The 15362-nt window shown below is 53.0% G+C and carries 1 protein-coding gene; it reads left to right on the top strand.

The annotated features are described in order from the left end of the window. Positions 1-101 precede the first annotated feature (101 nt). Positions 102-15362, top strand: a 15261-nt coding sequence (locus tag AC6HVW_RS14960) for an amino acid adenylation domain-containing protein (RefSeq protein WP_497569508.1), incomplete at its 3' end; no start/stop codon positions are given.

Here is a 15362-nt window from a genome sequence, read left to right as displayed (position 1 = left end):
GATACCTATTGCTGTGAGTCGATGCTCACGGTGTTGGCCGTGCTATGGCTCAAGCCAGCCAAAATATTTATAAATAAAATATCTCAAGGAGTAAAATAATCATGGCGAATAATATGGAAAAAATAACGCTCACCCCCTATCAGACAATTTTTTATTATGAGTGGCTACAAGATCCCGATCGCAGTGATTACAATATGGTCATCGACAATACTATCGTCGGCGAAATAGACAAAAAAAAGTATAACGATAGTTTTGAACAGCTGCTTAACGAGCATTTTATTACCCGTCATAACATTGAAGACGGAGCTGATGGAGCCTTTTGGGTACCGAGAGAACCCGTTTTCAATTTAGTCACCTATCACGATACCCCGTTAACCGATGAAGAAATTTATGCGTTAGTCTCTGCCCCCTTTGACTTAAGAAATGGCCCACTGGTACGGATACATTTGATTTCTCTTGGGGCAGAGCGATACCGTACATTGTTTATTTTTCACCATATTGTTGTCGATGGCATCAGTACCGAAGAGATCTGGGACAAATGGCGTAAACGCTATAATGGCATCGACTATCAGGTGCCATCGCTGCAGGATCAAGGGGTTATGCATCAGCAGCTTTGCCATAATTTCGCCACGCTGCTACAAGAAAAAGGCGAACAAATGCGTGAGTTCTGGCGCGAGCGTCTGTGCGATCTCGAAGGCGTTGATTTACGCTTTTTACAAACGGGCCGCCAGCTTGCAACCACGGCAACCCGGCGTCAGATCGACGAGTTACTGTTTGGTTTTGATGAAGATATCAGCCGACGCGTAAAGCTGTTACTGCGCAAGTATAAGTTGACCACCTACCTGTTCGGGCAAATGGTCATGGCCCTGCTGTTGCACAAAATGTCAGGGCAAAAAGCCGTTGCGCTCGCTTTCCCGGTAGCGATCTCTGAAGGTAAGGAGCTGTTGTATGGTGCGCATATCAATACCTTGGCTATCGATTACCGCTTTGCGGATGATGCGACGATCCGTAGCGTTATTGCCAGTGTTCATCGTTATTACAAATCATTAAAACAGACAAAAGCCAAATATTTACCCGTCCATGAGATCCTGGCTTGTGGTGAGGCCACCGGCGTACTGGATGTTGCTTTTGCCCAAACTTTCCTGCGTGATCACCAGACCCATTTTAGTGGCGTCGTCGATGAGTCGGCCAATCACGACTTTCATATTGACCTGGTTAATGAACTGCTGTTTGAACAGGAGACGTTAGCGAGTGGTATCAACTATCGCGTCAGGTTTGATCGCAACGTCCTTGATGCCGCATTGGTTGAGAGTTTTATCGATCTCTATAAAGATCTGTTTATTAATACGCTCGATAGGCTGCTTGCGGGTGAAGTAGACACACCAATAAATTCCATCACGCTGATTGCGCAGCCGCCACACCACACCCAGCACGTATGCGCTGGCGCTAAAGTCCCTCAACATTCGATTGTCGAACAATTTGAGCGTATGGCCGCGACTTACCCAGCCCGCAACGCCGTTGTCTATGGCAATCAAACGCTGTCCTATCAGCAGCTTAATCAACAGGCCAACCGTCTGGCTGATTACCTGAGGTGTGAACTGCGGATCAAGAGCGGCGATTTCGTCGCCCTGTGCCTTGAAAAGTCGGCAGCAATGCCCGTATGTATTCTTGCCGTACTCAAAACTGGGGCCGCCTATGTTCCGCTTAACCCTGGCGAGGCTGGGAACAGATTAAGTTTTATTCTGCAGGACACACAGGCTAAAGCCATCTTGGGCGATAGCGCCAGCGTGAGCTATCTCAATGAGATTGCAGAGCTGCCGCAGGTGCCAATTATTGCGGTCGATAACCCGCAGTTTCAGCGCGATCTGGTTGCTAAGCAGCAATCAGAGAACCTTGATATCGCCATATATTTGGACCAGTTAGCCTATATTATTTATACCAGCGGCACGACAGGTAAGCCAAAAGGCGTCATGATTGAACACGCGGGATTAATCAATCTGGCGCTGGTTCAGGGCGAAGCGTTTGGCTTGGCACCTGGCGAGGAGTCGGTAAAGCAATGTCTTTGGTATGCCGCCTATGTTTTTGATGCCCATGTCTCTGAGCTCTTTACGGCGATTGCCAATGGCCATGTGATACATATTTTGCCGGAAAATAAGCGCAAGGATTTTGACGCGTTAGCGGAATATATTGCCGATGCTCGCATTGATATTGCCACCATTCCCCCGGCATTATTGGATAAACACTCCCTTTTAGCGCTCTCTACTTTGGTTGTTGCTGGCGAACCTTGTAATCGTGAGATTATGCAACGTTATCGTGCGCAAGGAACAACGGTTATCAATGCCTATGGCCCGACGGAAAGCAGCGTCTGTGCGACGTTGCACTATTACGAAAATGGCGATAGCAACCTCAATATCGGTCTGCCGCTACTGAATCTTGATGTGCATGTTTTAGATCAACACCTGGCACCTGTCCCCGTCGGTGTGATCGGCGAGCTTTATATCAGTGGTGTTGGCCTGGCTCGGGGTTATCTGAATGATACGCAGCAGACCGAGCGCGCCTTTATCGCCAATCCCTTCCAGAGCGACGAGCAAAAGCAGCGCAATGAAGCGGCACGGCTGTATAAAACCGGCGATCTTGTCCGCCGCTTGGCCGACGGTCACATTGAGTATGTCGGCAGGCGAGACTCCCAGCTGAAGATCCGCGGTTTCAGAATTGAATTAAGCGAAATTGAAATGCAACTGGTGCAAATTCCGCAGATTATCCAATCGGCGGTCATTGCACATAAGCTCCCGACGGGAGCGCTGTCTTTAGTTGCCTACTATGTTGCGGATGTTGCCGTGGACAAAGAGCAGATCATTAGGCACCTGGCGGATGCTTTGCCTGACTATATGATCCCGATGGCCTATGTTCACTTAACGGCGTTCCCGATGACGGTTAACGGTAAATTAAACCGTAAGGCATTACCGCTGCCCGATCTGAGCGGGCAGGATGACTATGTCGCTCCTGCCGATGAGATGGAAAGGGCACTATGCCAGATCTATGGTGAGATATTAGGTCAGGAGCCGGGTCATGTTGGTGTTAATGACGATTTCTTTAAGCTGGGCGGCGACAGTATCAGCGCCATTCAGATGGTGAGAATGATCCGTCAAAGGCTAAAGGGGACGGCCAGCGTCAAAGATATTTTCGACTGCAAAACCGTTCGTTTACTCGCCCGTAATATCGTGCTGGATGGCGATGAACATCACATCAAACATCTCTCCGAGCCGGGGATGTTGAGCGGCCCTGCGCAGTTGCTCCCGATCCAACAATGGTTCTTTGACCAGGTCAAACTGGGCACTTTTTCTGCTTATCAGCACTGGAACCAATCCTTTGTCTTGGATGTTCCCCAGTTGGATATTGGCATACTCAACAAGAGCCTGGCGCTGTTATTTGCCTATCATGATGCCCTGAGACTGGTCTTTACGCGTGACGGTAACGGGGAGTACAGCCAGCACTATCAATCGGAAGTTGGCGAAATACCGCTGTCGGTTATTGATGAACCCGTTGGTGCCGAGCAACAAATCGCGCTATTTGATCGGTGGCAAAGTGAGTTTGATATCTTTGGCGGCAAGCTGTGCCATATTGGCTATATAACAAGCGAAAAAGCGCCACGGGCGAAGCTACACTTTGCTTTTCATCACCTGATTATGGATGCGGTAAGTTGGCATATCATCAAACAGGATCTGGAAAGGATTTATCGCGCGCTGGAAGGAAACGCGGCGGGTATTAGCGATCCCGTTGAGATTTTGGGTGATAAACCCACCAGTTATCGTCAGTGGGCTGCCCAGGTACAGGATTATGCCAACCATCAGGGAGCCAATGAAGAAACGCTTTATTGGCGTACTGTTATTGGCGGCCTGGGTGACTATCGCCAACGGATAGCGCCGCTTTTCACCTCGCCATCGTTGAGCCAACTCGAGTTATCGTTAAACAAAGCCTTAACGCAGCATCTGTTGGGCGGGGTACATCATGTGTTCAATACCCAGGTTAACGATCTTCTGTTAGCCAGCTTCGTTGAGATCCTCAATGAGTTTACCGGGCTGCATACCCAGTACCTGACGTTGGAAGGCCATGGCCGAGAAGCGCTCGATACCAGCGTTGATATCAACCGTACGGTAGGCTGGCTGACCACTATGTACCCGGTCCGCTTGACCAGCGAGGGAGACTGGCGTCAACGGATCGTGACCGTCAAAGAGACCGTTGGCGGGATCCCGCGCCGGGGCGTTGGATTTGCGCCGCTGATGGGGTATGACGCCGACCAGTTGCCACCGGTTAGCTTTAACTATTTAGGGCGCTTTGATGAGGTGCAGCAGGAGGGATGGTGCTTCAGCCCGACAAACAGCGGACAAACCGTTGCGCATGAGAATGGCGAAGCGCATCTGCTCAGCGTCAACTGTGGTGTAGTTGGGGGGGAACTGAGAATACGCCTCTCCGGTTACCTGGCAGACGAAGTATTGCAACACCTGGCGAGCCGTTACCAGGGGGCGATTGCAGGCGTTATTGAGCGCTTGCTGGCGGAAAGCCGCACTTATCTGACTGCACGAGATATCGACGGGGTAATACCTCAAGCAGCACTTGACGCTCTGCAGCGTGATAGCGAGCTGGAGTCGGTCTATCTGGCCAATAGTTTGCAGGAAGGCTTTATTTACCATGCGCTATCGCAGGGTGAAGTCGACGATGCCTACCATACCCAGATGTTCTGGGACTATGACAATGCGCTGGATATCGCCTGTCTGAAGCAGGCATGGTTGCAGGCCCAGCAGTATTATCCAACGCTCCGCCTGCGGTTTAATTGGGATGAAGAGTTGGTGCAGATTGTTGATGCGCACGCTGCACTGAACTGGCATTTCTTTGATCTCAGTGAAAAAAGCGAGCAACAACAGCAAGCCTTCTTCTCTGATTTATCTGCTCAGGATCGAGCACGACCTTACGATTTGTCGATCAGCGGGATCTTCCGTGTCTATGTGGTCAAAAATGCGGATGAACGTTACCGCTGCATTTTCAGCTGCCACCACGCCATCATGGATGGCTGGAGTAACCCGCTACTGATTGAAGCGGTGCATAAATTCTATCTGGCGTTGTTGCGTGGTGAAACATTGCCGCAGGCATGTGACCACGGTTTCCATCAGGTTCAGCGTTATATACAATCGCACAAAAGCGAGCATTTACCGTACTGGCGGGACTATCTGGCAGCACAGGATGAACCCGAAGATTTAAATATCTTGCTGTGCGGGCAGGCGAAGCACGTTCAGTTAAATGAATATAAGCACATTAAAACCTCGAAAACACAGCAGCTGATGTTTGATGAACCTGGTTATCAACAGCTGAAATCGTTCACCGCCGAGAACGCGATAACCCTTAATGCGCTATTGCAATATTGCTGGCACAAAGTGCTCAGTATTTATTCTGGCAATGCGGCCAGCATCGTTGGCACGGTGGTTTCAGGCCGTAACCTGCCCGTGGATGGCGTGGATCAAACGGTAGGATTAATGATCAACACACTGCCGCTGATCGTCGATCATCAGGCTTCAGTGTCTGTCCTCACGGCTATTCAAAACCTGCAGGACGCGATCAATGAGGCGAATACCCGCGGCCATGTCAATCTGGCTCAGCTGCAACCGGCAGGGAAACGCCTGTTTAACTCTTTGTTTGTCTTTGAAAACTATCCGATGCCCAGTGGGGATATCGATAGCGATTTACGGCTACGTTTCGCCAGCGCTAACGAGAAACAAGATTATCCGTTGGTGGTGACCGTGCTGGAACAGCAGCACCTGGCGTTGAGCCTGCATTATGCCGGTGAACTGTTTGACGATGTGCTGATCGAACAGCTACTGAACACGATGAGGACGCTGGTAGAAAATATTGTTCGGGGTGCCTCTCAGTCTCAAACCGAGTTGCCTTACCTGCAGGCGGCGCAGTATCAAACGATGATCCACCAGTGGAATGATACCCGCAGGCCCTACGAACAGGATAAAACCCTCGCCGCGCTGTTTGAAGCTCGCGTGGCCGCCTCACCAGACAGCGTCGCCGTAGAATTTAACGACGTGGTGTTAACGTACGCACAGTTAAACCAACAGGCGAACCAGCTAGCGCATTATTTGCAGCAATGTTGCCAGCTGCGCGCCAACGATCTCGTGGGCCTCTATCTTGAGCGCAGTGAGCAGTTGGTCATTGGCATTCTGGCCATACTGAAAGCGGGAGCGGCCTATGTGCCTATGGATCCGGATTCCCCCGATGAGCGCAATGGCTATATTATCGCGGATGCCAAGGTAAAAGCGGTGCTTTGCCAACGGCAGGCTTTGCAAAGGGTAGACCTGATGGCACCCGGTGCCATGCTTATCCCTCTTGACGCACCAGAAACCACCGCGCGTTTGGCGCGCTGTGCAACAGATAACCCATGCAGCAATACCGGGCCCCAAGATCTGGCGTACGTCATTTATACCAGTGGCACGACGGGATATCCTAAAGGGACGCTGATAGAGCAACGCTGTGTGAATCGGCTGGTGATTAATGCCAATTATGTTGAGTTCGGTGAACAGGATCGCATTCTTGGTATTTCAGGCTATCAGTTTGATGCCTCCATTTATGACATCTTTGGGGCGTTGTTAAATGGCGCCGCATTGGTGATTGCCGATAAGCCAAATATCCTGGACTTGGACCGCCTCTCTCAGCTTATTGTCGATCGTCAGATCAGCAATTTCTTTGCCACGACCGCCTTCTTTAATACGTTGGTGGATGCTGAACTGCCTGGTTTGCAGCAGTTGAACTACCTGCTGTTCGGCGGTGAGCAGGTGTCCGTTAACCATGTTAATCGTTTTAGAACGCTTTACCCTCAGGTCAAGCTGGTGCATGTTTACGGGCCGACGGAAACGACAACCTACGCCACGGCCTATTTGACCAACACTGCGTCGCAGACGTTTGATTACACTGTTCCCATCGGTCGGCCAATCAGTAATACCCAACTGTATATACTCGACGAACAGCTGCGCCCCGTCCCCCAAGGGGCGATTGGCGAGCTGTATATCGGTGGCGCTGGCGTTGGGCGCGGCTATCTGAATAACCCGCAGGCGACAGCGGACGCGTTTATTGCCAATCCGTTCCGCAGTGACGCCGAACGCAGCCGTGGTGAAAACGCCCGCCTTTATAAAACCGGGGATCAAGGCCGTTACCTGCCGGACGGTAACATCGAATACCTGGGCCGCAATGACTTCCAGGTTAAGATCCGTGGCTTCCGTATTGAGCTGGGGGAAATCGAAGCCCGGCTGATCGACCATCCTGCCATCCAGCAGGCACTGGTCCTGGCGAGCGAGAATCCGGCGGGGCATACCTATCTGACGGCGTACTACGTCGCACAGGATCCCTTGGAGCAAGATGTGTTGCGCGCCCATCTGCAACAGGTTCTGCCGGACTACATGGTGCCGTCGGCCTTTGTTCACCTGCTATCGCTACCGATGACCGTCAATGGCAAGGTCGATCGCGCGGCCTTGCCGGTCCCGACGTTTGAGGCGCAGGCAGACCGGGTGGCACCAGAGACGGCGACCGAGCAGCAACTGGCCGAGGTCTTCGCCGAACTGCTCGCCATCCCGCAGGACAGCCTCAGCGTGCTGGACGACTTCTATCGCCTGGGGGGCAACAGCATTCTGGCGATCAAGCTGGTGGGCCGTTTGACCCGCGCGTTAGAAAAAAGCGTGCACGTCTCTGACCTGTTCCGCCTGAGAACCATCCGGGCACTGGCGACATTTATTGACGGCGAAGCGCAAGGCTGCCAGGTCATCCAGGCGCCGTCGATCGCCCGGCCTGAGGAGCAGCGGCTGTCGTTTGCCCAGGAGCGCCTGTGGTTTATCGACCGCTATGAAGAAGGCAGCAACGCCTACAACGTCCCACTAACGCTCAAGCTGCAGGCCGGTACCGATCCGCAGAAAGTGGCCCAGGCCCTGATGAAGGTGGTTGAGCGTCACGAAGTGCTGCGCACCCTGATCCTGTGCGATGACGACGGGCAGGGGTATCAACATATTCTGCCAGCCGAGACATTCTCACTGAGCATACCGCAAGAAACATGCGACAGCGTACAAGCGTTGCATGCGCGGCTGCACGAGCATCAGCACCGGGTATTTGACCTGGCGCAGGAATGCCCAATTGCAGCTAGCAGTTATACGTTGGCGGGAGCCCACTACTTCAGCATCGTCATTCACCACATCGCGTTTGACGGCTGGTCGGTGGATCTGCTGTTAAAAGAGTTACTGCACTATTACCGCGTGTTCACCGGAGAGGCCAGCAATGAACTCCCGGCACCGCCGGTGCAGTACCGGGAATTTGCGCTGTGGCAACGCCAACACCTGCAAGGTGCCACGCTGGACAAGCAACTGGCCTACTGGCATGGGCAACTGGCGGACCATGAACCGCTCAACCTGCCGACGGACCATGTGCGTCCACTGCAGTTGGATTACCGCGGCGACGATATCACCTTCCAGCTGGATGCGGCGACCAGTGCCGAACTGCGGGCGTTGGCCGCTTCATTGAACGTCAGCCTGTACACGGTACTGCTGAGCGGCTATTACCTGCTGCTGGGGGTTTACAGTAACCAGCAGGATATCGTGCTGGGTACGCCGATAGCGGGCAGGCATTACCCTGGGGTAGAAGATACCATGGGGCTGTTCGTCAATACGCTGGTCCTGAGACGGCAGATAGACGTCAGCCAAACGGTCAGAGAATTTATTGGCCAAACGGGCCAACAGGTCAGTGAAGCGCATACCCATCAGGATCTGCCTTTTGAAAAACTGGTGGAAGTGCTGAAAACGGAAAAGGACAGTTCAAGGCACCCGATATTCCAGGTGATGTTCAGTCTCCAATCGTTTGGTGCCACAGGACGTACCGAAGGAGAAAGCCTGTTTGAGCAGTATGACGCGCAAGAAGGGGCGTATCGGGCAGCGAAGTTCGATTTGACCGTGATGATGGACGACAGTGAAGAGGCGATCGGCGGCGTCTTCAACTATGCGACGGCCCTGTTCAACGGGCAAACGATGCGGAACTACATCGCCACCTACCAGCATATCCTGCGCCAACTGGGTACGCTGTGCAGTCAGGGGCGTTCCCTTGCGGAGCTTCAGTACCTGGATACGGCACAATACGAGCAAATCATCTGCCAGGGGAACCGCACCGAATGCGACTACCCACGGGATATGACGATCCACGAAATGTTCGAGGCGCAGGTAGCGAGAACCCCAGAGAATATCGCACTGGTGTTTGAGGGGGTGAGCCTGACCTATCGGCAACTGAATGAACGCGCTAACCGCTTGGCGGCTTACTTGAGAGAGCAGTTTGTTTTACAACCGGACGATCTGATCGGGCTTTGCCTGGAAAGATCGGAGCGCATGATCGTGAGTATCCTGGCGGTGTTGAAGGCCGGTGCTGCCTATGTACCGCTTAGCCCCGATATGCCCGCGGAGAGAATGCTCTGGACGATAGAAAATATCCACTCCCGCGTTATGCTGACGGAGTTGGGAGCGCAAGAGACGCTGGCCAAACTGATTGATCCACAAAAGACGGCGCTGCTGTGCGTGGACGATCCTGAGTTGATAGCGCGTGCTGGCAGCCACCAGGTGGCTAATGTGTCAACCCAAACCAGACCTGACAATCTGATTTATGTCATCTATACCAGCGGGACGACGGGAACCCCTAAAGGGGTGATGATTGAGCATCATTGTGTTGCCAATCTGGTTGAGGCGCAGCGGAGTATCTTTGGCACTGAGATCTGTCAGGTCGGAGAGCCGACAAAAAGTTACCTCTTCTATTCAAATTATACCTTTGATGCGCATGTCCTGGATGTGTTCAGCCCGCTGCTGACCGGCCATTGCTTACATGTCTTGTCTAAAGAGATACGTTTGAATTTCGCTGCGCTTGCTGCATACATCAAACAACATGCCATTGATATCGGCTTTGTGCCTCCTGCGCTGCTAAATAACAATGAAACACTGGCGCTTTCCACGCTAATCCTGGGTGGAGAGGTAGCCAGTAGCAGCGTGATAGAGCGCTATAGCGCTCAGGGGGTAAAAATAGTTAACTGCTATGGCCCAACGGAAACCACGGTCTTTGTCACCAGGAACGTTTACCAAGCGGGCGATAGCAATACCCTCATTGGCCAGCCGATAGGCAATGCTGGCGCTTATATTCTGGATAGTTGTCTACGGCCGCTCCCTGCGGGTGCCGTGGGTGAGCTCTACATCAGTGGAGACTGCGTAGGCCGTGGCTATTTAAATAACCCAGAGGCGACTCATCAGGCGTTTATCGTCAATCCATTGCAAAGCGAAGAAGATAAAGCGCGAGGACGTCACGATCGGCTGTATAAAACGGGTGATTTAGTCCGTTACCTGAACGACGGTAAGATTGACTATATTGGGCGTAATGATGCACAGGTGAAGATCCGTGGCTTCAGGATCGAATTGGCCGAAATCGAAAGCTGTCTGACCCAATATCCACAGATTGAACAGGTTGTGGTACTGGCGCTGGAGCATGACTCGGGGCAAAAGTACCTGGTGGCCTATTATGTTGCGCCAGACGCATTGCCAGCAGATGTGCTGTCTGAGCATCTGCAACAGCGTTTACCTGCCTACATGATCCCCACAGCGTTTGTTCATCTAACGGCATTGCCGATGAATATGAACAATAAGTTGGATCGCAAAGCCTTACCTCTGCCGATATTAACGGATGAGGTGAACTACGTGGCCCCAGCCAACGAGAGTGAAATGCTGATCTGCCGCGTATTTGCGGAGGTATTACAGCTGAAGGATTATGCGGTGGGGGTCACCGATGATTTCTTCCGTTTAGGCGGGGACAGTATCAGCAGTATCCAACTGGCGAACAAACTCAAAAAGTTATCTGGCCACCATCTCACGGTGAAAGACATCTTTGCCCACAGAACGGCCAAAGCGTTGAGCACTTACCTGCTGCAACGTCAGGGTGACAATTTGCCGGTTATCCAGTCAGAGGCGGGGATGCTGGCGGATGAGCTCCCCTTGGCGCCGATCCAGCGCTGGTTCTTCCAGGCCGTAGAGTCAGGGAAATTGCCTGATGCTGGGCATTGGAACCAGGCATTTATGGTTAAAGTGCCAACGTTAAACGTTGAGTTACTGCGTTTGAGCGTGGCTAAACTGGTTGAATACCATGATATTTTGCGGGCCGTTTACCCGAAAGATGCCGCTGTCGGTCACTATCGTCAAACGATAGAGACGCTGCCATTTGATGCGATCAATCAACAGGATTTCACAGCCGATCAGCTCGATGCGCAGTTGACGGCCTGGCAGAACCGTTTTTGCCTGGCAGAAGGGCCACTGTTCCATATCGGTTATATTGCAGGCTACGCTGATGAGACTGCGCGTATCCATGTGGCGGTACACCATCTCAATATTGATGCGGTCAGCTGGCGGATTATCAACCAAGACTTACGCACGCTTTACCAGTTCTTTGCTGCACAAGGCGATAACCTGGATGTGACGGTTGATGCGCAAACTATCTTGGGCCAGAAAGGCACCAGTTACCGCCAATGGGTCAACTCACTGCAAAACTACCCAGCCGTTGCCGTGAACAACCATAGGGATGAGAAGCATTACTGGGATAACCTGACCACGGAGTTGGACGGCTGGCACCAGCGTTTGGACGCCCATCGCGTGGGGACGCTCAATCGTACGATGATAAGCCTGTCGCAAGAGCACACCGGTTGTCTGTTGCGAGACCTTCATCATGTTTATCACACCGAGGTGAACGATATTCTGCTGACCGTACTGGCAGATGCGCTGTCGCAGGTGGTTGGCGGTGACAGCCAGTATGTCCTGCTGGAAGGGCATGGCAGAGAGGCGATGTTTGACGATGTGGATATCAACAATACCGTCGGTTGGTTTACCTGCATGTATCCGGTCAATCTGCGCGTTGAGCATCGGGACCTTGTACGCAATTTACCGCTGATAAAAGACAGGCTGCGAACTCCTCCTCACCATGGCTTAGGCTATGGCGTGCTGGTTGGTTATGATGCGCAGGCACTGCCTGCAGTGACCTTCAACTACCTTGGCCAGTTCGATGGTGATGAACGGGATGGCGAGTGGGCGTTTGTTCAGGAATCTACGGGGTTGGCATTATCAGCGAATAACCGCACAACGGACTTCTTAGCGCTGAACGGCGGTGTGCTCAATGGCCAATTACAGTTCCTGGTCGAGGGTGATCTCAGCCCGGAACAGCTCGAACTGTTTGCCACGACTTATCAACAACGGTTAATCCAGTTGATCGACGAGCTTAAGCGGTCATCTCGCTCTTATCTCACCGAGTCTGATGTTAAGGGTGTGGTCTCCGGTGAATTGTTGGCGCGCCTCCAGCAGGATGAAGAGGTGGCGGCGATTTATCCGGCTAACAGCCTGCAACAAGGATTTATTTATCATTACGTCCTGCAAGGCGATATCGACAACGCCTATCGTACGCAAATGGTCTGGCACTATCGCAATGCGTTGGATGTCGAGCTGTTAAAACGGGCGTGGCAATGCAGCCAGGCGAAATATCCGGCGCTGCGGCTAAGATTCTCCTGGCAGGAAGAGTTTGTGCAGATCGTCGATAAGCAAGGCACCTTTGGTTGGCAGTTTATCGATATCAGTGAGCAGGACGAACGTGCGCAAGCAAGCACCGTGGCTGAACTCATCAAGCAGGATCAGCAGACCCATTTCGATTTGTCTGCTAAAGGGCTATTCCGTCTCTATCTCGTTAAGTGCGCGGCCGATCACTACATTTGTCTGTTTAATAACCACCACGCCATTCTGGACGGCTGGAGCCTGCCGATCTTGCTCAATGACGTGCACCAAAATTATCTGGCCCTGCAACAGGGAAGCGCGCCGGAGCAAGCCGCAGATCAAAGCTATCTGGAGGCGCAGGCATTGCTACAGACGGTTAGCCATGAAACCGAGCAGTTCTGGCAAAACTATCTGGCTGGCCTGGAGGTGCAAGAGAATCTCACCGGCTTGCTAAAGCCGGAGATGAAACACGTCAATTTAAGTGAATATAAACACCTGCAAGATCCCAAGACGGTATCGACCGCATTGGCTGGTGAGCTTTACCACGGGCTGAAGGCGCTCTCGCGGCAGCATGGCGTGACGCTGAATGCGCTGATGCAGTATTGCTGGCACCAACAGCTCAGTCTTTATAGCCATGCGGAAGTGACGATTGTGGGCATGACGGTGTCTGGCCGTAACCTGCCGGTGGAGGAGATAGAGCGCTCTGTTGGTTTATATATCAATACGTTGCCTGTGGTTCTGGCACATACCGATGAGGCGATCATCGATAATGTCAAACGCCTGCAGGCTCATATTAATGACATCAATAGCTACAGCAATATCAGCCTGATCACACTGCAAAAGGCGGGGGTACGGCTGTTCAACTCGCTCTTCGTGTTTGAAAACTATCCGGTGCCAGCCGATAACGGCGAGAGCCTGTTCAAACTCGAGTTTGAGGACAGTGATGAAAAACTGGATTACCCGCTGGGCATCATGGTGTATGAACAGGATGGGCGCATTGAGTTCAAGATCAACTATGCGGGCGAGCTGTTCAGCCGTTCGGCGATTGAAGGCGTGCTGCAAGGAATACGGCTCACCGTACAGCAGTTGATCGCGGACCCGGCCATGGTTCCCCAGGCGTTATCACTGCTGACGCAGGACGACTATACGCAGCGGGTAGCAAACCAGCCGCGGGTTCAGGTTGCCGTGGAGCGAAATAAACTGGTCGGTCAGATGTTTGAAGAGCAGGCCGCCAGAACGCCGGATGCTTTGGCGTTGGTGTATCAGGATACGCGGTTGACGTATCGCGAGTTAAATCAGCGGGTGAACCAGTTGGCGGCTTACCTGCAGGCGAACTTTGCGATACAGCCTGACAGCGCGATTGCCCTCTATTTTGATAAGTCGGCCCATATGGTCATTGCCATGCTGGCGGTGCTCAAGGCCGGGGCGGCCTATGTCCCGATTAGCCCTCAGGCACCGTTGGAGCGCTTGAGTCTGCTGGTCGACGACGTTAAACCGGTGCTGATCCTGACGCAGCAGCATTATGGTGCACGCATCGCTGGCTGTGGTTTCCCTCTGCTGGATATAGATAACCCGCAACTGGCCAACAAGCTGGCGCAGCTCGACGACAGCAACGTGCAGTCACGCACGCAGCCAGACGATTTGGCGTATATCATCTATACCAGCGGCACCACTGGCCGGCCAAAAGGGGTGATGATTGAGCATCACTCGTTAATCAACCTGGCGCAAGGGCAGTCGGACCTGCTAGGTATGCCTACGGGCTATGAGCAGGCTGCCAGGCTAAACACGCTGTGGTATTCGGAATATGTTTTCGATGCCCATGCGCTGGATGTCTTCTGTGCCTTGTTGAATGGCCATTGCCTGCATATTCTGCCAGAACAGCAACGTCTCGACTTTATCGCGCTCTCTGCCTATATCAGGGATCACGCCATCGAGTTCGCCTTTATTCCTCCGGCGTTACTGGCGCAAAATGAACTGCTGGAACTGTCCACGCTGGTCGTTGGCGGGGAGTGTATCGACGCGGCGATGATTGACCGCTACTGTGAGGCCGGAGTCCGTTTGATCAACGGTTATGGGCCTAGCGAAACCACCGTTTGGGCGACGGCGCGGATCTATCAACCTGGCGATGCCAATACCAATATCGGCAAGGCGATCAACAACGTTTGTGTTTATCTGCTGGATCGCCACCTGCGCCCCGTCCCACAAGGTGCGATTGGCGAGCTGTATATCGGTGGCGCTGGCGTTGGGCGCGGCTATCTGAATAATCCGCAGGCGACAGCGGACGCGTTTATTGCCAATCCGTTCCGCAGTGACGCCGAGCGCAGCCGTGGTGAAAACGCCCGCCTTTATAAAACCGGGGACCGGGGCCGTTACCTGCCGGACGGTAACATCGAATACCTGGGCCGCAATGACTTCCAGGTTAAGATCCGTGGCTTCCGTATTGAGCCGGGGGAAATCGAAGCCCGGCTGATCGACCATCCTGCCATCCAGCAGGCGCTGGTCCTGGCGAGCGAGAATCCGGCGGGGCATACCCATCTGACGGCGTACTACGTCGCGCAGGAGCCCTTGGAACGGGAGACATTGTGCGACCATCTGCAACAGGTTCTGCCGGACTACATGGTGCCTTCGGCCTTTGTTCACCTGCTATCGCTACCGATGACCGTCAACGGCAAGGTCGATCGCGCTGCCTTGCCGGTCCCGACGTTTGAGGCGCAGGCAGACCGGGTGGCACCAGAGACGGCGACCGAGCAGCAACTGGCCGAGGTCTTCGCCGAG

The sequence above is a fragment of the Serratia sp. NCCP-200 genome, from assembly GCF_059697885.1.
This window is presented reverse-complemented; position numbering and strand designations above follow the sequence as displayed.